Here is a 24,899-nt window from a genome sequence, read left to right as displayed (position 1 = left end):
ATCCAGCGGAAAATAACGCATGAGGCTACCCTGTAACCAGCGCTTCTGGCAACATTAAGCCTCAAATTTTCAGCAGGTGGAATATGGCTCGCGCAAAACTGAAATTCCGACTTCATCGTGCAGTGATTGTATTGTTCTGTCTCGCGTTGCTTGTCGCCCTGATGCAGGGTGCATCCTGGTTTAGTCAAAGCCACCAGCAGCAACGTAATCCGCAGTTGGAAGAACTGGCGCGTACACTGGCCCGCCAGGTCACCTTAAACATCGCGCCGCTGATGCGCACCGAAACACCGGATGAAAAGCGCATCAAAGCCGTACTCACGCAGTTAACGGAAAGTAGCCGTATTCTGGATGCGGGCGTGTACGATGAACAGGGCGATCTGATTACCCGCACTGGTGAGAGTGTCGATGTCCGTGACCGGCTGGCGCTCGATGGCAAAAAAGCCGGGGGCTATTTTAATCAGCAAATCGTTGAGCCCATTCAGGGGAGAAACGGCCCGCTGGGTTATCTGCGCCTGACACTCGACACCCACACGCTTGCCACCGAAGCGAAGCAGGTAGACAACACCACCAACATCTTACGCCTGATGCTGCTTCTGTCACTGGCTATTGGTGTAGTCCTCACACGTACATTATTGCAAGGCAAGCGTACCCGCTGGCAGCAATCCCCTTTCCTGCTGACCGCCAACAAACCGGTGCAGGAAGAAGACAACGAGAAAAAAGAGTAATTCAAAGAAAGGAAATCGACCATGACCACACTACGCCTGCTTATCTCAGACTCTTACGATCCGTGGTTTAACCTGGCGGTTGAAGAGTGCATTTTTCGCCAGATGCCCGCCACGCAGCGCGTCCTGTTCTTGTGGCGTAACGCCGATACGGTGGTGATTGGCCGGGCGCAAAACCCGTGGAAAGAGTGTAATACCCGCCGGATGGAGGAAGACAACGTGCGGCTCGCCCGTCGCAGCAGCGGCGGCGGCGCGGTGTTCCATGACTTAGGTAATACCTGCTTTACCTTTATGGCCGGTAAACCGGAATACGACAAAACCATCTCCACGGCAATAGTCCTCAATGCGCTGAATACGCTGGGCGTAGAAGCTGATGCCTCCGGGCGTAACGATCTGGTGGTGAAAACGCCGGATGGCGATCGTAAAGTCTCTGGTTCTGCTTATCGTGAAACGAAAGACCGCGGATTCCACCACGGCACGCTGCTGTTGAATGCCGATCTCAGCCGCCTGGCAAACTATCTCAATCCCGATAAAAAGAAACTTGCCGCTAAAGGCATCACTTCGGTTCGCTCGCGCGTGGCGAATTTGACCGAGCTGTTACCGGGCATCACTCATCAACAGGTCTGTCAGGCCATCACGGAAGCCTTTTTCGCCCACTACGGCGAACGCGTAGAAGCCGAGGTAATCTCCCCGGACAAAGCGCCGGATCTGCCGAACTTTGCCGAAACCTTTGCCCGCCAGAGCAGTTGGGAGTGGAACTTTGGTCAGGCGCCGGCCTTCTCGCACCTGTTGGATGAGCGTTTCACCTGGGGCGGCGTTGAGCTGCATTTCGACGTTGAAAAAGGCGTGATTACCCGCACCCAGGTCTACACCGATAGCCTCAATCCCGCGCCGCTGGAAGCGCTGGCGGGTCGTCTGCAAGGATGCTTGTATCGTGCGGATATGCTGCAACAAGAGTGCGAGGCGCTTCTGGTTGATTTCCCGGAGCAAGAAAAAGAGTTACGCGAGCTGTCGGCATGGATTGCCGGAGCGGTGCGTTAAGCACTGGCCTGAAATTGCCGGATGGCGGCTGCGCCTTATCCGGCCTACATACTGCTGTAGGCCCGGTAAGCATCGCGCCACCGGGCACAAACAACTTACTCTTTATCGCCCAGCAGAACGGATTCCAGTGCAATTTTGATCATGTCGTTGAAGGTCGTCTGACGTTCAGCGGCAGTGGTCTGCTCGTGAGTACGGATATGGTCGGATACAGTGCAGATGGTCAGCGCTTTCGCACCAAATTCAGCCGCAACGCCGTAGATGCCCGCTGCTTCCATTTCCACGCCCAGCACGCCGTATTTTTCCATCACGTCGAACATTTCGCCGTCCGGAGAGTAGAACAGATCAGCGGAGAACAGGTTACCCACGCGCGCGTCTACGCCCAGCGCTTTTGCTGCATCAACGGCGTTACGCACCATGTCGAAGTCAGCAATAGCTGCAAAGTCATGATCTTTAAAACGGATACGGTTAACTTTGGAGTCGGTGCAAGCACCCATACCGATAACCACGTCACGCAGTTTAACGTCCATACGCACAGCGCCGCAGGAGCCTACGCGAATGATTTTCTTCACGCCGAAATCGGTGATCAGCTCTTTGGTATAGATGGAGCAGGACGGGATACCCATACCGTGGCCCATAACGGAGATCTTACGGCCTTTGTAGGTACCGGTGAAACCTAACATACCGCGAACGTTGTTCACTTCGCGAACATCTTCGAGGAAAGTTTCAGCAATATGTTTCGCACGCAGCGGGTCGCCCGGCATCAATACGACGTCAGCGAAATCACCCATTTCTGCATTAATATGTGGAGTTGCCATTTTTTATCCTTATTTCGTTGTTATTGCCTGATGGCGGCTACGCCTATCAGGCCTACAAAACGTATGCAAAACAGTGAAATACCCTAAGGATTTCGCGTTGTAGGAAGGCGACGAATTCGTGAATCCCCGGGAGCATAGATTAACTATGTGACCGGGGTGAGCGAATGAAGTCAACGCATCTACAGCGCGAAAGACAACGGGTATTACAGCATGTTTTTACCGTAGTCCATCGGCGACGTACCAAAGTAGCTCGCCAGCGTCTGGCCGATATCCGCGAAGGTTTCACGGTGACCTAAAGAACCTGGTTTCACTTTCGGGCCGTAAACCAGTACCGGAATGTGTTCACGGGTGTGGTCAGTCCCGGTCCAGCTCGGGTCGCAGCCGTGGTCAGCGGTCAGGATCAGAATGTCATCTTCCCCCACCAGCTCCATCAGCTCAGGCAGACGGCGGTCGAACAGTTCCAGACCTGCGGCATAACCGGCGATATCGCGACGATGTCCCCAGGAAGAGTCGAAATCAACGAAGTTGGTGAAGACGATGGTCTTATCACCGGCTTCTTTCATCTCTTTGATGGTGGCGTCAAACAGCGCGTCCAGACCGGTGGCTTTCACTTTTTTGGTGATGCCGCAGTTCGCATAGATATCCGCGATTTTACCCACGGAAACCACGTGGCCGTCTTTCTCGTCGACCAGTTTCTGCAGCACGGTCGGTGCTGGCGGCTCAACGGCCAGATCGTGACGGTTACCGGTACGCTGGAAGTTACCGGCTTTATCACCGATAAACGGACGCGCGATAACACGACCGATGTTGTAACCACCTTCGGTCAGTTCCTCACGAGCGATTTCGCACAGTTCGTAGAGTTTATCCAGGCCAAAAGTCTCTTCGTGACAGGCAATCTGGAACACGGAGTCAGCGGAGGTATAGAAAATCGGCTTGCCGGTTTTCATATGCTCTTCACCCAACTGATCCAGAATCACGGTACCGGAAGAGTGGCAGTTACCGAGGTAGCCCGGCAGGTTGGCACGTTTTACCAGTTTATCCAGCAGTTCCTGCGGGAAGCTGTTTTCATGATCGGAGAAGTAACCCCAGTCAAACAGAACCGGTACACCGGCGATTTCCCAGTGGCCAGACGGTGTGTCTTTCCCGGAAGAGAGTTCATGCGCCCAGGCGTAGGCACCAATCACTTCCGCATTACCGTCCATGCCGGCAGCAATTTTACCAGTAGAACCTTCGTGAGCTTTCACCAGGCCCAGACGGGTCAGGTTAGGCAGATTCAGTGGGCCTTTGCGACCATTGTCAGCTTCACCTTTCGCACAGGCTTCTGCAATGTGTCCCATAGTGTCTGAGCCTACGTCGCCAAAGCGATCCGCATCTTCAGTCGCACCAATACCAAAGGAGTCCAGCACCATAATAAATGCACGTTTCATCTTGTTCTCCATACATCTGCGCCGCAAAAAAGCGATCAGATCAGTATACAGTTATTCGGTTATACGACGATAGACTGTCGGTGTAATTTCTGGCGCTTTATCGTCAAGGCTAATTGCCGCTTTGACCGCTTTCGCCGCTTCCTGCCAGCTGGCCTCGTCTTTGGCGTGGATCACCGCCAGCGGACGCTGTCCGTCTACGCTGTCGCCCAGACGCGCCATGTCGCTAAAGCCAACGCTGTAATCAATGGTGTCCGAGGCCTGACGACGACCGCCGCCCATGGAAACGACCGCCATCCCCAGCGCACGGGTATCCATCGCGCTGACAAAGCCTTCGGTATCAGCATATACCGCTTTGCTGAGCATTGCCGTCGGCAGGTACTTCGCATAATTTTCGACGAAATCGGTCGGGCCTTTTTGCGCCGCCACCATGCGACCAAAAATCTCTGCCGCTTTACCGTTATCCAGCACCGCCTGCAATTTCGCACGGGCTTCGGCGTCATCTTTCGCCAGCTTGCCGGAGATCAGCATTTCCACGCACAGCGCCATGGTAACGTCTAACAGACGTGGATTGCGGTATTCACCGGTCAGGAACTGCACAGCCTCGCGAACTTCTACCGCGTTACCTGCGCTGGAGGCCAACACCTGGTTCATATCAGTTAACAGCGCGGTGGTACGTACACCCGCACCGTTTGCCACGCCGACAATCGCTTCAGCAAGGGCTTCAGAGAGCTCGTAGGTCGGCATAAAGGCACCGCTGCCCACTTTCACATCCATCACCAACGCATCCAGCCCTTCCGCCAGTTTTTTCGCCAGAATGGAACCGGTAATCAGCGGGATGGAATCCACCGTCGCGGTAATATCGCGGGTGGCATAAAAACGTTTATCCGCCGGTGCGAGCGAGCTGGTTTGCCCAATAATCGCCACACCCACGTCTTTAATAATTTCACGGAAACGGGCGTCGTCCGGGAAGATGTCAAATCCTGGAATAGCTTCCAGTTTATCGAGCGTACCGCCGGTATGCCCCAGGCCACGCCCGGAGATCATCGGAATATAGCCGCCGCACGCAGCAACCATCGGGCCTAACATCAGTGACGTTACGTCACCTACGCCGCCGGTAGAGTGTTTATCCACAATCGGGCCGTTCAACTGCAGGCTTTTCCAGTCCAGCACAGTTCCTGAATCACGCATTGCCATGGTCAGCGAAACACGCTCAGGCATTGTCATATCGTGGAAAAAAATGGTCATCGCCAGGGCGGCGATTTGCCCTTCAGAGATGGTATTGTCGCGAATGCCATTGATAAAGAAACGAATTTCTTCATCGCTCAGCGCATGACCATCACGTTTTTTACGAATAATTTCTTGTGCGAGAAACACGGTAACCCCCGATTAATCAGGTTAAATGCGGCGGAAAACCCACTGCAATGGATGATTACTCTAAATAATTCAAGTCGCAGGAAGGCGGCAAGGGAACTCATCCCCAGGAGCTTACTAGAGTAAGTGACTGGGGTGAGAGAGTGCAGCTAACGCACCTGCGGTTTGAAGTATGACGAGTAATTAGTAGCTGCTTGCGCTCTTACCGTCGCCGTGACCCAGCGCTTTCAGCAAGCTAGCCAGCAGGCTGGACGCGCCAAAACGATAGTGACGGGAATCAGCCCAGTCAGCGCCAAACAGTTCATCGGCAATCGCCAGGAACTGCTGTGCATCTTCTGCAGTACGCACGCCGCCAGCCGGTTTGAAACCTACAGTTTTAGAAACACCCATGTCGCGGATCACTTCCATCATGATGCGTGCGCTTTCCGGCGTCGCATTGACCGGCACTTTACCGGTAGACGTTTTGATGAAATCAGCACCGGCTTTGATGGAGATTTCAGATGCTTTGCGAATCAGTGCTTCTTCTTTCAGCTCACCGGTTTCGATGATCACTTTCAGCAGAACGTTTGCCGCCGCACACGCGTCTTTGCAAGCTTTAACCAGATCAAAACCAATCTGCTCGTTACCGGCGATCAGCGCACGGTACGGGAACACCACGTCAACTTCATCGGCACCGTAGGCGATCGCCGCGCGAGTTTCCGCCAACGCAATCTCGATGTCGTCGTTGCCGTGCGGGAAGTTGGTGACGGTTGCAATGCGGATGTCCGGCGTACCCTGCTCTTTCAGAGTCTTACGCGCAATAGGGATGAAACGCGGATAAATGCAGATTGCGGCAGTGTTGCCAACCGGGGTCTTCGCCTGATGACACAGCGCGATCACTTTTTCATTGGTGTCGTCGTCATTCAGAGTGGTCAGGTCCATCAGTTTCAGTGCACGCAGGCTGCTTGCTGTTAAATCGGTCATAACATTCTCCAACGGCGTCGCCGTATAAAATTTCACCTTGCGAGTTTGTTAGTATTCTAACATCCGCTCGCTATTACACTTCGATATACATCACAGTTAATGAAAACCACATACAGATTTGCATTACTCTAATGAGATCTACTTCAAATAAATTACCTTTTCTAAAGGGATGCGGTGGCATCAGGCGCATCCGGATCAAAGGTTGTGGCGGCGTTGCTTTCTACAATGGCGTTACACCTTCGGGATAAAAAGGAATCAACGATGCCCACGTCAAGCGAACTCGCGCTGCAACAGCGTTGCCAACAAATCGTGACCAGTCCGGTGCTCAGCCCTGAGCAGAAACGCCACTTTCTGGCGCTGGAGGCTGAAAACGCGCTGCCCTACCCGCAACTGCCTGCTGAGGCACGCCAGGCACTGGATGACGGGGTGATCTGCGACATGTACGAAGGCCATGCTCCGTTCAAACCGCGTTATGTTTTACCCGACTACGCGCGTTTTCTGGCCAACGGCTCATCATGGCTGGAGCTGGAGGGGGCAAAGGATCTCGATGACGCATTATCCTTACTCACTATTCTTTACCATCACGTTCCGTCAGTGACGTCGATGCCGGTCTATCTCGGTCAACTCGATGCCCTGTTGCAACCGTATGTTAGAATTCTAACACAAGATGAGATCGATATTCGAATAAAACGTTTCTGGCGTTATCTCGACCGTACCCTGCCAGATGCCTTTATGCATGCCAACATTGGCCCGGCCGACACGCCGATTACACGCGCAATTTTACGCGCAGATGCAGAGTTAAAGCAGGTTTCACCTAATCTTACCTTTATTTATGATCCGCAAATTACCCCTGACGATCTGCTGCTCAACGTGGCGAAAAATATTTGCGAATGCAGTAAACCGCACATTTCTAACGGCCCTGAAAATGATAAAATTTTCACAAAAGGCCACTACGGCGTCGTCAGTTGTTACAACTCACTGCCAATGGCTGGCGGCGGAAGTACGCTGGTCAGGCTCAATCTGAAAGCCATCGCAGAGCGCAGCACCTCTGTCGATGACTTCTTTACGCGCACCCTACCGCACTACTGCCAGCAGCAAATCGCTATCATTGATTCACGATGTGAATTCCTCTATGAAAAATCACATTTCTTTGAGAATAGCTTCCTGGTGCAGGAAGGGTTGATTGATCCCAAGCGTTTTGTGCCTATGTTCGGGATGTATGGTCTGGCGGAGGCGGTAAATCTGCTGTGTGAAAAAGCAGGGCAATGCGCGCGTTACGGGAAAGATGCGTTTGCCAATCAGCTAGGCTACCGTATTAGCGCCCAACTGGCGGAATTTGTAGAAAGCACACCGGTGAAATACGGCTGGAATCAGCGCGCGATGCTGCATGCACAGTCGGGGATCAGTTCTGACATCGGCACCACGCCGGGCGCTCGCCTGCCCTACGGTGATGAACCGGACCCGATCACCCATCTGCAAACCGTTGCGCCGCATCACGCGTATTATCACGCCGGTATCAGCGACATTCTCACGCTGGATGAAACCATCAAGCGTAATCCTCAGGCGCTGGTGCAATTGTGCCTCGGCGCATTTAAAGCCGGGATGCGTGAATTTACCGCTAACGTTAGCGGTAACGATCTGGTCCGCGTCACCGGTTATATGGTGCGCCTGTCGGATCTGGAAAAATATCGTGCCGCAGGTTCTCGCACCAACACCACCTGGCTTGGCGAAGAAGCCGCGCGTAATACGCGCATTCTGGAACGACAACCTCGCGTGATTAGCCATGAACAGCAGATGCGCTTCGGTAAGTAAGCTGATTCCCTTCTCCTGCGTCGACGGGCCGGGGAGTCGCCTGGCCCTGTTCCTGCAGGGATGCAATTTGCGCTGTAAGAATTGCCACAACCCGTGGACGATGGGACGCTGCAATGACTGCGGGGAGTGTGTACTGCATTGCCCACATGAAGCGTTAAGTCTGAGCGCGGGAAAAGTATGGTGGCAATCTGATATTTGCCAGCAATGCGACACCTGCCTGCACATGTGCCCCCAGCAGGCTACGCCGATGGCGCAGACCATGAGCATTGATGAGGTACTGCAGCATGTTCGCAAAGCCTCGCCGTTTATTGAAGGAATGACGGTCAGCGGCGGCGAAGCAACGACCCAGCTACCGTTTATTGTGGCGCTGTTTAGCGCGATCAAAACCGATCCGCAGTTGCAACACCTGACCTGTATGGTAGACAGCAACGGCATGCTGAGCGAAACCGGCTGGCAAAAGCTGTTGCCGGTGTGCGACGGCGTAATGCTGGATTTAAAAGCCTGGGATAGCGCATGTCATCGTCAGTTGACAGGGCGCGATAACACGCTGATTAAACAAAGTATTACCTTTCTGTCCGGGCAAGGGAAACTTGCGGAACTGCGCCTGCTGATTATCCCTGGTCAGGTGGATTATCTCCAGCATATCGATGCGCTGGCGGCGTTTATCAAGCGTTCAGGTGATGTACCGGTGCGGCTGAATGCCTTTCATGCGCACGGGGTATACGGCGAAGCAAAAGACTGGCCGAGCGCCACGCCGGAGGATGTGGAGCACCTGGCGCAAAGATTGCGCGAGCGCGGGGTGGATAATTTGATCTTCCCGGCTTTGTATCTGTGAAATGCCGGATGAGATGCGAAAGCGCCGCATCCGGAAATCAAAAATCAAACAACGCCGTCGTATTCCGATACAGCGCGTCAGCAATCACGTCCGCAGGTTCCGGGCGCAGCTCGCATAAGACGTCAAACACTCTGACTACCTGCTCCGGGCGGTTGGGCTGGCCCTGAAATCCGTTGAGCGGCATATCCGGCGCATCGGTTTCCAGCAGCAGTGACTCCAGCGGCAATCGCGCCATTACCTCGCGGGTTTTGCTGGCGCGTGGATAAGTAATGGTGCCGCCCACGCCAATTTTGTAGCCCAGTTGCACAAAGCGTTCAGCCTGCTGAAAACTCCCGGAAAATCCATGCACCACGCCGGTTCGCGGCAAAGCATGGCGTTTCAGGTGCATCGCCAGCTTGTCATGCGTGCGTCGCGAATGCAGGATCACCGGCAGTTCGTACCGCTTCGCCAGCTTAAGTTGCGCTTCCAGCACCCGCTCTTGCTTGTCGAATTGCGGATCGTCGCGATACAGATCCAATCCAATCTCACCTACCGCCACCAGCTTTTGTGGGCGCTTATCCAGCACCTGTTGCAACTGGTCCAGGCAGTCATCACTATGTTGTTCAATAACAATGGGATGTAGACCAAGCGCGGCAAATAATGGAGGATAATTTTCCGCTAACGCCAGTACGCGGGAAAAATTCGCCGCCTCGGTAGCCGGGACGATAATACTGCCCACACCGGCTTCACAGGCGCGCTGCAGGCTGGCGGATTCGTCGCCAGTAAACGGAGGGAAATCAAAGTGACAATGCGTATCGATAAAGCGAAAACTCACGCCAAATCCTCATTATCAAACGTGGTGTCGTTAGCCTGGGGCGCGCTGCTCGCAACGGACGCATGGGCATCGTTGGCAACGGGTGCAGGTGGAACCACCACCGGTCCCGGCACCACAATCTTCGGCGTCTGACGAGGCAGCGGCGCGTTTTTCGCCAGCAGTTTACCAATCGTTGCCAAAAAATAGCGCCCGCACAGGCGTCCGGTTTTGTAGTCTTCACGCAATGCCGGAATACGGCTCCCCAGTGCCATACTATGGAGTGGCTTTGGTGGGTAGATCTCAAAGATACGCAGCTTGCCCGGCGGTTTCTCAATAAAGCTCTGAATCGCGCGATAGGTGGCTTCATGGTGCTGCACCAGATTCAACAGTGGTTGCAGGCTGCTTTCGCCCAGCCAGCGTTCCATACGTTTGAACCATTGTGGGGTGTAGTACATTTGCGAAGGCACCGTGCGGATAACCACCAGCGTTTTCGCCCCCTGCTTCGCCGCTTCCTGCACGGGAATAGCGTCGCTGACGCCCCCATCCAGGTAATTCACGCCGTCCAACACAACCCCAGTGCGGTAGAACCCGGGAATCGCGCTGGAGGCACGAATAAGATCGAGCCAGTTTTGCCGGTTCGGCGAAAAATAGCCCGGTGTGTAGTCATCTCCCCGGCAGGCGCACATATAAAACGCTTTACCTGCCTCAAACAGGCGCTCGGCGTTATCCATTGCCAGCGGCATTTGGGACGAGGTCGAATCCACCAGCCAGTCGAGGTCGATTAAGTTTCCCCCGCGCACAAAGCGCACCGGGTCAAAAAACTCACGTCGGGTAGTGTAACGCATAATGACTTTGCGCCCGTAACCGGGCTGGTTACAGAGATAGGCCGACAGATTTTGCGCGCCAGCAGATGTCCCGTAGAAGAGATCAAAAGGATTGAACTGGGCGCGCATGAACTCATCCAGTACGCCGGCAGTAAAGATCCCCCGTTGCCCTCCACCTTCGCACACCAGCGCCATGCTGCCTGGTTGAAATGGACGTAACGATAACGGCGCTATATTACCGAGCGTAACGGGTATTCTCTGCCCCACCTCTGCCTTCCTGTTTTTTGTAATAGAGCAACAAGGTAACGCAAATTGCCTGGCGCTAAAACCGTAAAAGCCAGTCCAATGGACTGGCTTAGTAGCAAGTTATCTTTACGGTTTTCTTTGCAGTTGCATGCTAGGGTCGTTTACGCCCGGTAAACAAGCTGACCAGAAACAGGATGATCCCCACCACAAAAACAATTTTTGCAGCACCTGCTGCAGTACCCGCCAGTCCACCAAATCCCAGAGCGGCGGCAATTAACGCGATAACCAGAAATATGATGCCCCATCGAAACATATGCTTCTCCTTTACCATAGTTAATGTCGACCGCTTGATATGAGCGCTCAGGCAGCTCATCGGCGATATTTTTAGTGTGGTGCACAATACGCCTCCCGACAAACGTCAGGAGGGCGAATTAAGTCTAATTACTGAGTTTTGAGGTCGTTTTTGACGCTTTTCACGCCATCAATCGCTTTGGCGATGCTCTCAGCGCGATCGCTTTGCGCCTGTGAATCGACAGTTCCTGAAAGCTGTACCACACCATCGGTGGTTTCAACTTTCACTTTGCGGGATGGGACAATATCATCGGCCAGCAGCTTGGCTTTTACTTCGCTGGTGATGGCCGTATCGCCGGCATAGCCTTTTACGGAGGTGTTTTTGCTGTCACGCACGTGCAGTTTGTCGCTAACGGAGGTCACGCCCTCAACGCCTTTCGCGACTTTAACGGCCTCTTCGGCCTGCGCCTGGCTTTCAACAAAGCCGCTTAGCGTTACTACTTTCTGATCGGTCTTGACGGAAATATCGGTGCTCTTAATGCTATCGTGGTCCACCAGCGCGGCTTTTACTTTGGCGGTGAGGGTGCTGTCATCCATGAAATTACCGACTTTGTTCATAGAGCTATCGACTTTCTGCCCCGCACTTTCGAGCCCGGATTGCGCTTTATCCATTGTGGCGTTTTCTGCATAAGCAGAACCCGTTGCCACAGCGGAAGTCAGCATCACGGCCAGCAGCGTTTTAGAAATCTTAAGTCCTGTCATTGTCATCGATGTATTCCTGTATGTTTTGCTAAAAGCCAGGCTCTGCCGTTATACGGCCTGAACCAGCAACTAATTTTGTAAGTGGAATAAATATCAGCAATAGAAGCTGCAACAGGCAGCCTAAAAAGCATTTAACGCCGATATTTATGTCACCACATTGTTAAATATAGTTCAGGATTTCGTGATCGCAGCCCAAACTGGCTAAGAAACAGGCAGACAAAAGAAAAACGCGAGGTTTTAAGAACATTCCGCAAGGGATTTAAAAGACAGGGAAAGTTGCAGGGCACGGCGGATACCGTGCCCTGGAAGGTCGATTAGTGTTCGCGTGTTTTACGGAACTGAACGTCCGGGTAACGTTCCTGGGTGAGATTCAGGTTAACCATGGTTGGCGCGATATAGGTGAGGTTATCACCGCCATCCAGCGCCAGCTGAACTTCGTTTTTACGCTTAAATTCTTCGAATTTTTTCACGTCAGAACACTCTACCCAGCGCGCAGTCGCCACGTTGACGGATTCATAAATGGCTTCAACGTTGTACTCGCTCTTCAGACGTGAAACCACCACGTCAAACTGCAGCACACCCACCGCGCCGACAATCAGATCGTTGTTGGCGATCGGACGGAAGACCTGCACTGCACCCTCTTCTGACAGTTGAACCAGCCCTTTCAGTAGCTGCTTCTGCTTCAATGGATCCTTCAGGCGAATACGACGGAACAGCTCCGGCGCGAAGTTCGGAATACCGGTGAACTTCATCATTTCGCCCTGGGTAAAGGTATCGCCGATCTGGATAGTGCCGTGGTTATGCAGACCAAGAATATCGCCCGGATACGCTTCTTCCACATGAGAACGGTCACCGGCCATAAAGGTCAGCGCATCGGAGATCACCACGTCTTTACCAATGCGCACCTGGCGCATTTTCATGCCTTTCTCGTACTTGCCGGAAACCACACGCATGAAAGCGACACGGTCGCGGTGTTTCGGGTCCATGTTGGCCTGAATTTTAAACACGAATCCGGTGAACTTCTCTTCAGAGGCTTCCACAACGCGGGTATCGGTTTTACGCGGCATCGGCGCAGGCGCCCACTCCACTAAGCCGTCCAGCATATGGTCAACGCCGAAGTTACCCAACGCGGTACCGAAGAAGACCGGGGTGATTTCGCCCGCAAGGAACAACTCATGGTCGAACTCGTTGGACGCGCCCTGCACCAGCTCCAGCTCGTCGCGCAGCTGCTGCGCCAGGTCTTCACCCACGGCAGCATCAAGTTCCGGGTTGTTGAGACCTTTAACAACACGCACTTCCTGAATCGTATGGCCTTTACCGGTCTGGTACAGATACGTTTCATCTTTATAAAGGTGATAGACGCCCTTGAACAACTTCCCGCAGCCAATCGGCCAGGTGATCGGCGCACAACCGATTTTCAGTTCGTTCTCAACTTCATCCAGCAGCTCCATCGGATCGCGGATGTCACGGTCGAGTTTGTTCATAAAGGTCAGGATCGGCGTATCGCGCAGACGGGTAACTTCCATCAGCTTACGGGTACGATCTTCAACACCTTTCGCAGCATCGATAACCATCAGGCAGCAGTCCACCGCCGTCAGAGTACGGTAGGTATCTTCGGAGAAGTCTTCGTGCCCTGGGGTGTCCAGCAGGTTCACCAGGCAGTCATGATACGGAAACTGCATCACAGAGGTGGTAATGGAGATACCACGTTGCTTTTCCATTTCCATCCAGTCAGATTTTGCATGCTGGCTGGAGCCACGGCCCTTTACCGTACCGGCGGTCTGAATGGCCTGTCCGAATAACAGTACCTTTTCAGTAATTGTCGTTTTACCGGCATCCGGGTGAGAAATAATGGCAAAAGTGCGGCGTTTGGCCACCTCTTGCAAATAAGGAGACAACGTCATAGTCAAATCTTCTTAGGTAAGCACGGCAACGGGCCGGGCAAGTTGAATACGAAAAATTGCGGCTATTTTACCCATCAACGGGGGGGAGGCAATCAGTGTTTACACAGGAGCTGCTCCAGTTCGCTTAATGACGCTACGGTCCAGGTCGGCTGAATGCCCGCAGGCTGCTCGCGGTTGTGCGTATTTAGCCAGCAGGTGGATAGCCCGGCGTTAATGCCGCCAAGAATATCGGACTCTGCGGTGTCACCCACCATTAGCACGCGAGAACGGTCAGGATTGCCCGCCTGCTCCAGCGCATGGTCAAAAATACGGGGATCGGGTTTTGCCACCCCAACCTGTTCAGAAATCACCAACAGGTCGAAATAGTCGCGTAGCCCCGTCCGTTCAAGGCGGACTTGCTGTAACGCCGTGAAGCCGTTGGTAATGATGCCGATTTTCGCTTTATCACGAATCGCATTGAGCAGAGAAACCGCCCCCGGCAACGGCGAGCAGATCTCCGCCATCGCATTGATGAATGCATCATTAAGCTGGCCCGGTTCAACCTTCAGGCGTTCGGCCCAGCTCTGGAAACGGGCATGCTGCAGCTGTAATGAGGTAATCGCACCGTTTTGATAATCCACCCACAGCGGTTTATTCACGGCCTGGTAGTCCTGAAAATCTTCAGCGGTAAAGGTAATGCTATAGTCGAGAAACATCCGCTGTAAGCCGGTAAACGAGTCAAATGTAAACAGCGTTTCGTCGGCATCAAAGAAAATCCAGTCCCACTTCTTCATCATTACACCTTGTCTTACATGCTGATTGGCAACGCCATGATGATGGCGTCTTCGTGACCATCGGCCGTTGGATAGTAATTGCGACGGATCGTCGCCTCGTTAAAGCCTAAGCTTTCGTACAGCGCGATAGCGGCGGCGTTTGAGGCGCGCACTTCAAGCCACAGCGTCAAAATGCCACGCTTTTCCAGCTCATCGATCAGATGCTCCAGCAGCTCACGCCCCAGCCCACGGCGCTGAAAGTCAGGGTCGACGGCAATATTGAACAGCGTAGCTTCATCCAGCACGACCTGCGTAATCGCAAAGGCCGCCATCACGTCATCAACCCTCAACTGAAAATTGAGGTAACGATCGCCCTGGTTGCTGGCAAATGTTTTTTCACTCCAGGGAAAAGCGTGGGCGCGTTTTTCAATCTGAAATGCTGCGGGTAAATCAGTCGGTTCGAGGGAAGAAATCGTGTTCATATGCGCAGATTTGTTGCCATAACGCGGCGCGGGCCGCGGGGTTTTCCCGTAATTCATTAAACGCAGGACTCGCGACCTGAGCGCCCTCCAGCAGCAGCGGCTCTTCGGTTCCCAGCCGCCAGCTATTACAGCGACTACCTTGCGGCAGCATGGCGACACGGTCAGGCGTCAGTTGTAAAACCTGATCCGGGCTGACGGTTAATGAGCGTAAAATATCGCTCATCAATGGTTCGGTTAGCGCGGGTAACTGTTCCGCAACCATCACCAAACGGACATGCGCAGGAATGGAAATCGCGATTTCGCCCTGCAGTGCGCCAGGACGACGCAACGACCACTGCGTAATGCCCAGTTGCTGTAACTGCCAGTCTCGTCGGGATGTCATAGCGAAACGCTCCTGTAATCAGGGGCGCAAATATAGCAAATTTGTCGAATCCGTGCCATCAAACAACTATAATCCCCCGCTGTACAATTTAAGGAGCACTCCATGTCTGCTTTTACCCCGGCAAGTGAAGTCTTGCTGCGCCACAGTGATGATTTCGAACAAAGCCGTATTCTGTTTGCCGGTGATTTGCAGGATGACCTGCCTGCCCATTTTGAAAGCGCCGCCAGCCGTGCGCATACTCAGCAGCTTCACCACTGGCAGGTGCTTAACCGCCAGATGGGCGACAACGTCCGCTTCAGCCTCGTCGCTCAAGCCGATGACGTCGGCGATAGCGATACGCTGATCTACTACTGGCCGAAGAATAAACCTGAAGCCCAGTTCCAGTTGATGAACCTTCTTTCGCTGTTGCCGGTGGGTACCAATATTTTTGTTGTTGGCGAAAACCGCAGCGGCGTACGTAGCGCCGAGCAGATGCTGGCCGAATACGCGCCGTTGAACAAAGTCGACAGCGCACGTCGCTGTGGCCTGTACCACGGTCGTCTGGAAAAGCAGCCGGTCTTTGATGCTGAAAAATACTGGGACGAATACCAGACAGACAATCTGACCATCAAAACGCTGCCGGGCGTATTCAGCCGTGACGGCCTGGATGTTGGCAGCCAACTGCTGCTCTCCACGCTGACGCCGCACACCAAAGGCAAAGTTCTGGATGTCGGCTGTGGCGCGGGTATCCTCTCCGTCGCGCTTGCCAGCCACTCGCCAAAAGTGCGCTTAACCCTGTGCGATGTTAGCGCCGCCGCTGTTGAAGCCAGCCGCGCAACGCTTGCCGCCAACGGTATTGAAGGTGACGTCATCGCCAGTAACGTCTTTTCTGACGTGACGGGTCGCTTTGATATGATCATCTCCAACCCGCCGTTCCATGACGGCATGCAGACCAGCCTGGATGCCGCGCAAACGCTGATTCGCGGCGCCGTACGTCATCTGAACAGCGGCGGTGAACTGCGTATCGTGGCAAACGCCTTCCTGCCTTATCCGAAAGTACTGGATGAAGTGTTTGGCTTCCACGAAGTTATCGCGCAGACCGGGCGCTTCAAGGTCTATCGCACCATCATGACGCGCCAGGCGAAAAAAGCGTAATTGTCTCGCAGCGAACGGCCATTCACGTGGCCGTTTTTGCATCAATCGGCCCAGCCTGGACAATTAACTATTGACGAAAAGTTGAAAACAACTAGAATGCGCCTCCGTGGTAACGATACTTTTTGAGTGTCGATGGTATGCGAAGGTGGCGGAATTGGTAGACGCGCTAGCTTCAGGTGTTAGTGTCCTTTCGGACGTGGGGGTTCAAGTCCCCCCCCTCGCACCATAATCCACGTTGATATTGCTCGCACTGGGCGAAGGTGGCGGAATTGGTAGACGCGCTAGCTTCAGGTGTTAGTGTCCTTAGGATGTGGGGGTTCGAGTCCCCCCCCTCGCACCAACGAGGCGATATCAAAAAAATAAGATGACTGTGCGAAGGTGGCGGAATTGGTAGACGCGCTAGCTTCAGGTGTTAGTGTCCTTAGGATGTGGGGGTTCGAGTCCCCCCCCTCGCACCAATTATCTTATCTTTCCTTCGATTTTCTTCCCTGTTTTGCTCATCCCTGATTCCAGTTCATCATTACCAAAACAATGCCGCCGATCAGCGCCGCGCATGAAGGTAATAAGACAAAGTGCCGTAAACGCTTGTGGTATAACATGAGTGAAGTCAGTAGTAATCCTAATACAATCATCGCCTTCCATGCGTCGAGTGACAGATCAGTAAATGCCAGCCCGGCAATCACTATCCCCGGCAGCAAAACCCCCCATCCACTGCCCAGCGCACGTTGCAACATGGTTTCACCTATGACATTGATAATGATAACCAATATCATATGATAAATTTTCTCATTTGTCAGCCAGGAAAGGCTATCAATTCTATGAGTTTTACTTAACGATTGATGACATAAATAGTTTAAGGTGATAAATTGCTCGCCGGTTAGCTTTTCATCAAAAAACAATAACGACCTGAACGAATGATTTTTCGCTCATCATTTTTTCCTTACAAACACACCTTCGTATATTGCAGATAAATAACAATATTTACCTATGACAGTACAATCCTGGCGAACTCTGCGCACTAAGAAATATCAACTTTCTTTACGTCTGTTTCTGCTTCTCAATGCAGTCTCCGCGCTGTTTACGCTTGTTTTCCCACTTTTTGCCGTCAAAGCCGTATCTGTCCCGGCGTTGCTCATCCTGGCCGCCAGTACATTGCTGTTGGCATGGCATGGCAAATATGCGAATAAAAAAATTAATCTTCCTTTTATTTCAATCGTTTTTGGCTTGCTATGGGCATTACATATTTTTCTGAAATATAACGCGCTAGGTCATAATGATTATTATTTTCTGTTAATCGCACTTCTCAGCGTGCTGTTTATTGGTTCTATCGCTTTTGCCAACAATATCATCGCCTTTACGCTACATTCGTTACCCTCAGTCGTCGTCTGTTTATGGCTTAACGGCAGCGAGCATGGTCTGCGAATTTTCTATTTTATGGCGCTACCCATGGCCGGGATCGCCATCCAGCATGTGATACAAAAGCGCTACGACGGCTTCGCCCAGCAGCTGATGTACAAACTACTGGAAGAACGGGAAACCCTGAACGGACTCAGCATGCTCGACCCGCTAACCGGTTTGTACAATCGCCGGGGGCTGCAACACAGACTCGATACGCTGTTGGCCCTGAGCAACTCGAAGCACTACGTCCTGCTGATGGATATCGACCATTTCAAGGCCTATAACGATCATTACGGACACATGATGGGCGATCAGGCGCTGATTCGCGTTTCTGCCGCGATTCGTGATTCCGTACGCTCCCGGGACGTGGTGGCACGTTTTGGTGGCGAAGAGTTTATGGTTTTGCTGACCGCGGTCGACCCCCAACAGGCCCAGGCTGCCGCCGAGCGTATTCGCCAGAAAGTGTACGATCTTAAAATTCCACATATGTTTAATGAGAGCGTAGCAACCAATGTGACGGTCAGCATCGGTATTGCGCCTTTGGTGGAACAGGATATTGACTCCGCGATTACCAGAGCAGACAAAGCGCTTTATGAGGCCAAGAATATGGGTCGAAACAACACCCTGGTCAGCGATGAGCTGCGGATAAACTGCACCTCTTCCTGAGTTTTCCGTGCGGAACAGCCCGATCTTGCGACAAAGATCTTGCCATCGTTTACCCCCATCTATAGGATTAGAAATCATTATCATTTAGATTAACATCCTTATATCGCCATGGCTTACCGTTCCGCACCCATCGTTGAAGATGTCATCTGGCACAGCCATCTCCCTTCAGAGATGCCCTCGCTGGCGGCTTCCGTGCGTGCGACCATAGCCCAAACCCGCGAACATTTGCTGGATTTCATTCGCCTTGACGAGACCCCGCCGCAAGGTGCAATGACATTACATGAATGGACGCAACCGACAACGTTAAGTTCGCTTCTGGCCGTTTATTCAGACCACATCTACCGCAACCAGCCCACGTTAGTACGCGAAAATAAACCGCTGATCTCCCTTTGGGCGCAATGGTATATCGGCCTGATGATGCCCCCGCTTATGGTGGCTCTGCTGACGCAAAAAGAGGCTATCGACGTCTCTCCTGAACATATGCACGTGGAGTTTCACGAAACCGGGCGTGCCGCATGTTTCTGGATAGATGTACATCAGGATCACCAGACCACGGCACTCTCACCGCAACAACGTATGGAAACGCTGATTTTGTCAGCCCTGACACCGGTCGTTCAGGCACTGGAATCAACGGGTGAGATCAACGCGAAACTTGTCTGGAGCAATACGGGATACTTAATTCACTGGTACTTAACGGAAATGAAGCCGTTGTTAGGTGAAGAACTGTTGAACACGCTGCGCCAGACCTGCTTTTTTGAGAAACAACTTTCCTGCGGTCAGGATAATCCTCTATGGCGTACCGTTGTTCCACGCGAGGGACTGTTAGTACGCAGAACCTGCTGCCAGCGCTATCGCCTGCCCGATGTTCAGCAATGCGGCGACTGCACGCTAAAATAAGCGAGGAGCCGTAGCCCCCCGCCAACACTTTATGCAACCTGCTGATTTTCCTCTTCTATCCGCTGAGCTTCTTCTTTTTCCTGCGCCAAGAGTTGCCTCTCATAAACCTTAAAGAATGGGAAGTAGATGATGGCAGAAACCAGCGCCAACACGACCACCAGGATCGCCGCACGATAATCCCAGCCTAACGCCCATGCCGCGCCAACGGGTGCCGGTGCGGTCCAGGGAACCACTGAAATCACCCGCCCAATTAGATCCAGCTTCATCGCCGCCCAGGCCAGCACCGCGTTCACCATTGGGGCCAGCAGGAAGGGAATAAAAAACACTGGATTCATGACAATCGGCGTACCGAAAATCACCGGCTCGTTAATGTTGAAAATACTGGGGACCACGCTCAAACGCCCAATCGATCGTAGATGGGCCGAGCGGCTGCGCAGATAGCAAATCACCAGCCCCATCGTCGCGCCGGAACCACCAACCACAATGAAGAACGTCCAGAACGCTTCCATAAAGATATGCGGCAACGGCGCACCCTGCGCCAGCGCCGACTGGTTCATCCCGAGATTGGTGAGCCAGAACATTTGCAGCATTCCCGACACAATAGCCGCGCCGTGAATACCGGCAAACCACAGCAGATGGCCGATCAGTACTGCCAGCAGTATCGCCGGCAGAGAATCCGCTGCGGACACCAGTGGTTTAAAGATGGCCATAATGGCCTGCGGGATCAGCATATCAAACTGCGACTGTATCACCAGGCTCAGCGGGTACAGCGTCAGCACCACCACCAGTACCGGGATCAGGAGATCAAATGAGTTTTTGATCATCGGCGGCACTTGATCGGGTAAGCGGATCCCGATGTTGTGCGCCTTCAGGAAGCGCATCATTTCAACGCAATAAATTGCCACCAGGATGGCAGTGAAAATTCCCGTACCGCCGAGGCTATCAACCGGCATCGTACCTTTGGTTTTCGGTGCGGCAATCAACAAAAACGCCATGATCGACAGCATCGCGCACATAAACGGATCTAACTGATGCGACTTCACATAGTGCTTGCCCAGGTTATAGGCAATAGCCGCACATATGTAGACCGACATGATCCCCATCGTCATATCAAACGGCGTGAGTATCTGGCCTTCAAATTGTTTTGCCAGATCCAGCCATGCGCGGGCAAACCCCCAGGTGGTATCCGGCGAAAAAGGCGGATAGGCAAAAACCAGCAGAAAAGACCCTACAATCATAAACGGCATCGCCGAAATGAAACCATCACGTATTGCCATCACATGGCGTTGTGAAGAAATGCGCCCGGCGACAGGGCTAACGTAGCTTTCAACAAAGCGGAAAATCACATTAAATACAGCATGGTTAGTAGACATAGCCGTTCTCCCGTTGTGCTAAACCCTGCAACCGTGCTGGTATCAACACCACCACGTAAAACCCATTCCTACTATTCGCAACCGTGCCGGGAGAAAAACCAGCCTTACCGCTTTTTGAGTTAAGTTTCATAGATGGCTCTTATTATGTGATACAGAGGGAGTGACAGCTTCAGTATTAATCGCCATTTCAGTATTCCGCAACCGGTTACTGTAACCGGTTTCTTTGATTGTGAAGGTGATCGAGAAACTGCCAATGTTGCTGTGTTGTTACAATAAAATATTTACAGTAACGCTGCCCCTATGACAAATTACGCCAGGCGGTTTTCTGCTATGTAGGACTGCGGATAAGCGAGAGGGAGAGAAGAATGAGTTTACAATCAGTACGGCAGTTTTTAGCGCAACATGCGCCAGATATTGAAATCATCGAATTAGATCAAAGCACCGCCACCGTCGATCTGGCAGCCAAGGCCCATAACGTCGAACCAGGGCAGATAGCAAAAACGCTGTCACTAAAGGTGAAAAACGACATTATCCTGGTCGTCGCCAGAGGAGATGCTCGCCTCGATAATAAAAAACTGAAAAATACGTTTGGCGCCAAAGCGCGCATGCTGAGTAGCGATGAAGTAGTCAACGCAACAGGTCATCCCGTAGGAGGCGTATGTCCTTTCGGGTTGGAGACACCCATATCGGTGTACTGTGATGTCTCGTTGAAACACTATACAGAAGTGCTCCCTGCAGCAGGAGCCACTCACAGCGCGGTTCGCATTGCACCAGAAAGAATAGCAGAACTGACTGCGGCAACCTGGGTTGATGTGTGCCAGTGATCGATTTACCTTTCCATGCCAATGACTACGCCGGTACGCATCTTCTCAAGCACGCCATAACGGGGCAGTACGACGAAAAGATGACGGTTCTGCAGAGCGCACATGCAGCAGGATATCGGCAGCATTCAGTAATCCGGCATCCGAACTAACGCCCAGTTTGGACATCACATTAAATTTATGCGCACGAATCGTTTTAATGTTTCGCTCAAGCTCAATCGCGATCTGCAGCATCGAATAACCATTCGACATATAGCGCAGAATTTCGCGCTCGGTTGGGCTAAGCATACGGCATTGATTGATATACCAGAGCTTCTTCGTGTCTTCTGTTTCCCCTCTGGCGCAATCCAGCGCTGCAAATAATTCTTCCTGCAACATACTCAGCGTGGATGCTTTGCTAATCACGGCATCCAGTGGTAGCGGTGACAGCGAGCCAATTAGCCGCGCCTCGTCATCATCATCGGCAATGACCACCCGCTTGATGCGAGGGTGTTTCACCGCCAGCTCTGTCAGATAAGCCAGTCCGGTGCGGCGATCGGTTCTTTTCGCGGAAAGTGAAAAAATAACCGCGGAAAATGACGTCTGTGACATCGCCTGGCTTAAGGCTGGCTGTCCTGAAAAGGGATGAAGTTGGTATTGATTGTTCGGTCTGGCATTAAATAAATTATAAATACCCACGCTGCTCATTACACACTTTTCTACCAGTGCGACATTTCTTTTGATACTTCTGTCTTCCATTCCGTGGTCTCTCCATAAACTGAAGGTAGATTCAACTCTCGTGCTCCTTGAGAACTATTTATCCAGGCATACATCTCCGCATTGCTGTGTATTGACAGACGACGCATCGCACTATTTTTCTGGGCGCTGATTGTCTTATTACTTTTTTTAAGTAATGTGGCAATCTGATTAATCCCCCAGCCCTTTCCCAGAAGCCGTAACACTTTCCGTTCAGATAGCGTCAGAATAATTGAGTGTACGCTATGATCCTGTTTTTCTGGTGCTATTACCGGAGAGAGCAATACCGGGCTAATTCTGTCGGCATAAACATTCCCTGCATCAATAGCATTTACTAAACTATCAATCGGTTCGGCATCTGATAACAGCGTACTGATTGGACACATCAGCATCTCAACGGCCACAGGATAATAATTTCGAGAAACGAGAAAGACCCAGTGAATATCACGATATTGAGGTAACAAAGAATAATATTGTTCGCAGACCGCACGCGGATGACTGCAGTCTCCGGTTAAATCAGCGATAACCAGATCTGAACGTCGCAGTTGCATCAATGTTAGTTCTTCTACGGCGCGGCAGTAGGTCAGTTTGTAATCAGAGAAATGCGCTTGCATTACCCCTTTAAGCCCAATTTGTATGATAGGTAATTTACTAATAATAATTGCGTTCTTGCAGCGTCCTGGCAACATAACTCCTCCATATTCACATGTCTTCAATCTTGCGCGCGCAAGTATCACCTACAATCAAATAAAATAATTAATAAATAGACATGCGTTAAACAATAGACAGGATGAATTATTTATCCTTATTCTAAATAGAAAATGGCGATGCTACGTTCCCAATAACATCACACTATAAATTTATCATGCCATAATCACGCACATGTACATTCATTGTACAATTAAAATAACTACATTAAATTATTAGCATTCCTTACGTAATTACTGTTCATCTCGAAAAATTTAGCCCTGGTTCAGGAGTGTGTCCCACGATACGATTTCCTACAACCACCAAGTGACCTGTTTCTTTTTTCAACACAAAAATTGATCTTATCCAGAGCCAACCGACTCACGCTTCATGATAAAAAGAAGATATTCTTCATTAAGAGAGCATCTTTTAGTCAGAGCGAGCTATGCAAACAGAGCAGTCGTCACAAAGAACGGTTACACGGTTATGTATACAATGCGGGCTTTTTTTACTGCAGCATGGCGCAGAAAGCGCGTTGGTCGATGAACTCTCCACCCGCCTGGGTCTGGCGCTTGGGATGGACAGTGTAGAAAGTGCCATATCATCGAATGCCATCGTCCTGACGACGATCAAAGACGGACAATGCCTGACATCGACCCGAAAAAATCAGGATCGTGGCATCAACATGCACGTCGTGACGGAAGTGCAACACATCGTTATTTTGGCAGAGCATAATCTGTTGGATGAAAAAGGGGTAGAGAAACGGTTTAACCAAATCAAACCGCTACGCTATCCCAGATGGCTGGTTGCTTTCATGGTAGGATTGTCCTGCGCCTGCTTTTGTAAACTCAATAACGGCGGCTGGGATGGCGCGATGATCACCTTTTTCGCCAGCATGATCGCCATGTACATTCGCCAGATCCTGGCTTCCCGGCATTTGCATCCACAAATCAACTTTTGTATTACCGCTTTTGTCGCGACCACCATATCCGGCCTGCTGCTTACGCTACCGACGTTTAATCACACACCTACCGTAGCCATGGCCGCCAGCGTGCTGTTATTGGTCCCCGGTTTTCCGTTAATCAATTCGGTTGCGGATATGTTTAAGGGACACATTAATACCGGACTCGCTCGCTGGGCGATTGCCAGTCTGCTTACGTTGGCGACCTGTATTGGCGTGATCGTGTCGATGACCTTATGGGGGCTGCGCGGATGGGCGTGATCGATTTCATACTGGCGCTGATGCAGGATATGATCCTGTCGGCGATCCCGGCGCTGGGCTTTGCTATGGTATTTAACGTACCGCATCGGGCACTCCCCTGGTGTGCGTTACTCGGCGCGCTTGGGCACGGTTCACGGATGGTGATGATGACCGCAGGGTTTAATATTGAATGGTCCACCTTTATGGCGTCGCTGCTGGTCGGCTGCATTGGGATCCAGTGGTCGCGCTGGTATCTGGCGCATCCGAAAGTCTTCACCGTTGCGGCAGTGATCCCTATGTTTCCGGGGATCTCCGCCTACACCGCCATGATATCCGCCGTAAAGATCGGTCATTTCGGCTATAGCGAAGCGCTGATGATCACCCTGCTGACCAACTTCCTGAAAGCCTCATCGATTGTCGGTGCGCTCTCCATCGGTCTGTCCGTGCCAGGATTATGGCTGTATCGCAAACGTCCACGCGTTTGACGGTGCACTTTCTTTAATACCATGCAGAGAGGGGAACCTTCCCTCATCTGCTGCTCTCCTCTCTCTCTGTGTTACTATAA

26 protein-coding genes and 3 tRNA genes are annotated in these 24,899 nt (G+C 52.0%); 13 read left to right on the top strand and 16 right to left on the bottom strand.

All coding sequences use genetic code 11. The features are described from left to right. Positions 1 to 83 precede the first annotated feature (83 nt). Together FDX24_RS22340 and lplA are read left to right on the top strand one after the other, a co-directional pair. A complete protein-coding gene (locus FDX24_RS22340) occupies positions 84 to 725 on the top strand; it encodes a YtjB family periplasmic protein (RefSeq protein WP_048212768.1) in 642 nt (213 codons plus the stop codon). A gap of 21 nt (positions 726 to 746) precedes the next feature. Next, positions 747 to 1,763, top strand: coding sequence for a lipoate--protein ligase LplA (gene lplA, locus FDX24_RS22335; protein WP_048212769.1), 1,017 nt, complete (start codon positions 747 to 749; stop codon positions 1,761 to 1,763). A 95-nt stretch (positions 1,764 to 1,858) separates the two neighbouring features. Here lplA and deoD read toward each other — a convergent pair whose 3' ends face one another. The 4 genes from deoD to deoC all read right to left on the bottom strand — a co-directional run bounded on the left by deoD (position 1,859) and on the right by deoC (position 6,339). Beyond that, positions 1,859 to 2,578 (bottom strand): purine-nucleoside phosphorylase, encoded by a 720-nt coding sequence (gene deoD / locus FDX24_RS22330; protein WP_000224864.1) that lies wholly within the window; start codon positions 2,576 to 2,578, stop codon positions 1,859 to 1,861. A 203-nt stretch (positions 2,579 to 2,781) separates the two neighbouring features. Then, positions 2,782 to 4,005 (bottom strand): phosphopentomutase, encoded by a 1,224-nt coding sequence (gene deoB / locus FDX24_RS22325; RefSeq protein ID WP_003019037.1) that lies wholly within the window; start codon positions 4,003 to 4,005, stop codon positions 2,782 to 2,784. A gap of 51 nt (positions 4,006 to 4,056) precedes the next feature. Next, entirely contained in the window at positions 4,057 to 5,379 is a 1,323-nt protein-coding gene (gene deoA, locus FDX24_RS22320) for a thymidine phosphorylase (protein ID WP_043018339.1), read from the bottom strand. 180 nt (positions 5,380 to 5,559) lie between these two features. Then, entirely contained in the window at positions 5,560 to 6,339 is a 780-nt protein-coding gene (deoC, locus tag FDX24_RS22315; protein ID WP_003019042.1) for a deoxyribose-phosphate aldolase, read from the bottom strand. A 261-nt stretch (positions 6,340 to 6,600) separates the two neighbouring features. On the opposite strand from deoC, the gene FDX24_RS22310 reads away from it, so the two are divergent. Further along, positions 6,601 to 8,151: a YjjI family glycine radical enzyme gene (locus FDX24_RS22310; protein ID WP_061067195.1), complete on the top strand. Its 1,551-nt coding sequence runs from the start codon at positions 6,601 to 6,603 to the stop codon at positions 8,149 to 8,151. Next, positions 8,123 to 8,986, top strand: a complete 864-nt coding sequence (locus FDX24_RS22305; RefSeq protein WP_048212772.1) for a YjjW family glycine radical enzyme activase — start codon at positions 8,123 to 8,125, stop codon at positions 8,984 to 8,986. Before FDX24_RS22310 ends, FDX24_RS22305 begins: the two co-directional genes overlap by 29 nt. 37 nt (positions 8,987 to 9,023) lie before the next feature. Here the strand turns inward: FDX24_RS22305 and FDX24_RS22300 are convergent, their stop codons facing one another. The 8 genes from FDX24_RS22300 to FDX24_RS22265 all read right to left on the bottom strand — a co-directional run bounded on the left by FDX24_RS22300 (position 9,024) and on the right by FDX24_RS22265 (position 15,422). Next, positions 9,024 to 9,800: a metal-dependent hydrolase gene (locus tag FDX24_RS22300; RefSeq protein WP_137364954.1), complete on the bottom strand. Its 777-nt coding sequence runs from the start codon at positions 9,798 to 9,800 to the stop codon at positions 9,024 to 9,026. After that, a complete protein-coding gene (locus FDX24_RS22295) occupies positions 9,797 to 10,870 on the bottom strand; it encodes a patatin family protein (protein ID WP_137364953.1) in 1,074 nt (357 codons plus the stop codon). The genes FDX24_RS22300 and FDX24_RS22295 overlap by 4 nt, the downstream gene beginning before the upstream one ends. Before the next feature lie 130 nt (positions 10,871 to 11,000). Then, the gene (locus FDX24_RS22290; protein ID WP_003019081.1) at positions 11,001 to 11,162 is read right to left on the bottom strand and encodes a DUF1328 domain-containing protein; all 162 of its coding nucleotides are present in this window, start codon (positions 11,160 to 11,162) and stop codon (positions 11,001 to 11,003) included. Between the two features lie 128 nt (positions 11,163 to 11,290). Then, a complete protein-coding gene (gene osmY / locus FDX24_RS22285; RefSeq protein ID WP_061067191.1) occupies positions 11,291 to 11,908 on the bottom strand; it encodes a molecular chaperone OsmY in 618 nt (205 codons plus the stop codon). Positions 11,909 to 12,216: 308 nt separating this feature from the next. Next, positions 12,217 to 13,806, bottom strand: coding sequence for a peptide chain release factor 3 (gene prfC / locus FDX24_RS22280; protein WP_115643925.1), 1,590 nt, complete (start codon positions 13,804 to 13,806; stop codon positions 12,217 to 12,219). Positions 13,807 to 13,898: 92 nt separating this feature from the next. Next, positions 13,899 to 14,579 (bottom strand): pyrimidine 5'-nucleotidase, encoded by a 681-nt coding sequence (gene yjjG, locus FDX24_RS22275; protein ID WP_137365011.1) that lies wholly within the window; start codon positions 14,577 to 14,579, stop codon positions 13,899 to 13,901. 14 nt (positions 14,580 to 14,593) lie between these two features. After that, positions 14,594 to 15,040 (bottom strand): ribosomal protein S18-alanine N-acetyltransferase, encoded by a 447-nt coding sequence (gene rimI, locus FDX24_RS22270; protein ID WP_003829985.1) that lies wholly within the window; start codon positions 15,038 to 15,040, stop codon positions 14,594 to 14,596. Beyond that, positions 15,009 to 15,422 carry a DNA polymerase III subunit psi gene (locus FDX24_RS22265; protein ID WP_137364952.1) on the bottom strand — a complete coding sequence of 138 codons (414 nt, stop codon included), beginning with the start codon at positions 15,420 to 15,422 and terminating at the stop codon, positions 15,009 to 15,011. The genes rimI and FDX24_RS22265 overlap by 32 nt, the downstream gene beginning before the upstream one ends. 102 nt (positions 15,423 to 15,524) lie before the next feature. Between FDX24_RS22265 and rsmC the strand changes: the two genes are divergently transcribed. The 4 genes from rsmC to FDX24_RS22245 all read left to right on the top strand — a co-directional run bounded on the left by rsmC (position 15,525) and on the right by FDX24_RS22245 (position 17,014). Continuing rightward, entirely contained in the window at positions 15,525 to 16,556 is a 1,032-nt protein-coding gene (gene rsmC / locus FDX24_RS22260) for a 16S rRNA (guanine(1207)-N(2))-methyltransferase RsmC (protein WP_137364951.1), read from the top strand. Positions 16,557 to 16,695: 139 nt separating this feature from the next. Next, positions 16,696 to 16,782 (top strand) — tRNA-Leu (locus FDX24_RS22255). A 28-nt stretch (positions 16,783 to 16,810) separates the two neighbouring features. Further along, positions 16,811 to 16,896: transfer RNA gene (locus tag FDX24_RS22250), tRNA-Leu, on the top strand. Positions 16,897 to 16,928: 32 nt separating this feature from the next. Continuing rightward, positions 16,929 to 17,014 (top strand) — tRNA-Leu (locus FDX24_RS22245). 39 nt (positions 17,015 to 17,053) lie between these two features. On the opposite strand, the gene FDX24_RS22240 is transcribed toward FDX24_RS22245, so the two are convergent. After that, entirely contained in the window at positions 17,054 to 17,290 is a 237-nt protein-coding gene (locus tag FDX24_RS22240) for a DUF1435 domain-containing protein (protein ID WP_086523828.1), read from the bottom strand. 253 nt (positions 17,291 to 17,543) lie between these two features. Between FDX24_RS22240 and FDX24_RS22235 the strand changes: the two genes are divergently transcribed. Together FDX24_RS22235 and fhuF are read left to right on the top strand one after the other, a co-directional pair. Further along, positions 17,544 to 18,620: a GGDEF domain-containing protein gene (locus FDX24_RS22235; protein ID WP_048212780.1), complete on the top strand. Its 1,077-nt coding sequence runs from the start codon at positions 17,544 to 17,546 to the stop codon at positions 18,618 to 18,620. Positions 18,621 to 18,728: 108 nt separating this feature from the next. Then, on the top strand, positions 18,729 to 19,517 hold the full coding sequence (gene fhuF / locus FDX24_RS22230) for a siderophore-iron reductase FhuF (protein ID WP_048212781.1): 789 nt from the start codon (positions 18,729 to 18,731) through the stop codon (positions 19,515 to 19,517). 29 nt (positions 19,518 to 19,546) lie between these two features. Here fhuF and FDX24_RS22225 read toward each other — a convergent pair whose 3' ends face one another. Beyond that, positions 19,547 to 20,890, bottom strand: a complete 1,344-nt coding sequence (locus FDX24_RS22225; protein WP_048212782.1) for a PTS sugar transporter subunit IIC — start codon at positions 20,888 to 20,890, stop codon at positions 19,547 to 19,549. 365 nt (positions 20,891 to 21,255) lie between these two features. Here FDX24_RS22225 and FDX24_RS22220 point away from each other — a divergent pair, with 365 nt between their 5' ends. Then, entirely contained in the window at positions 21,256 to 21,714 is a 459-nt protein-coding gene (locus FDX24_RS22220; protein WP_048212783.1) for a YbaK/EbsC family protein, read from the top strand. A 45-nt stretch (positions 21,715 to 21,759) separates the two neighbouring features. Here FDX24_RS22220 and bglJ read toward each other — a convergent pair whose 3' ends face one another. Together bglJ and FDX24_RS22210 are read right to left on the bottom strand one after the other, a co-directional pair. After that, the gene (gene bglJ, locus FDX24_RS22215) at positions 21,760 to 22,449 is read right to left on the bottom strand and encodes a DNA-binding transcriptional activator BglJ (protein ID WP_048212784.1); all 690 of its coding nucleotides are present in this window, start codon (positions 22,447 to 22,449) and stop codon (positions 21,760 to 21,762) included. Next, the gene (locus FDX24_RS22210; RefSeq protein ID WP_061067185.1) at positions 22,410 to 23,135 is read right to left on the bottom strand and encodes a response regulator transcription factor; all 726 of its coding nucleotides are present in this window, start codon (positions 23,133 to 23,135) and stop codon (positions 22,410 to 22,412) included. Before FDX24_RS22210 ends, bglJ begins: the two co-directional genes overlap by 40 nt. Positions 23,136 to 23,578: 443 nt before the next feature. On the opposite strand from FDX24_RS22210, the gene FDX24_RS22205 reads away from it, so the two are divergent. Together FDX24_RS22205 and FDX24_RS22200 are read left to right on the top strand one after the other, a co-directional pair. Beyond that, entirely contained in the window at positions 23,579 to 24,355 is a 777-nt protein-coding gene (locus tag FDX24_RS22205) for a threonine/serine exporter ThrE family protein (protein WP_048212786.1), read from the top strand. Beyond that, complete coding sequence (locus FDX24_RS22200; RefSeq protein ID WP_048212787.1) at positions 24,346 to 24,819, top strand: threonine/serine exporter; 474 nt, start codon at positions 24,346 to 24,348, stop codon at positions 24,817 to 24,819. The genes FDX24_RS22205 and FDX24_RS22200 overlap by 10 nt, the downstream gene beginning before the upstream one ends. Positions 24,820 to 24,899 lie beyond the last annotated feature (80 nt).

It is taken from the genome of Citrobacter sp. wls716, assembly GCF_005280975.1.
Taxonomy (GTDB): domain Bacteria; phylum Pseudomonadota; class Gammaproteobacteria; order Enterobacterales; family Enterobacteriaceae; genus Citrobacter; species Citrobacter youngae.
This window is presented reverse-complemented; position numbering and strand designations above follow the sequence as displayed.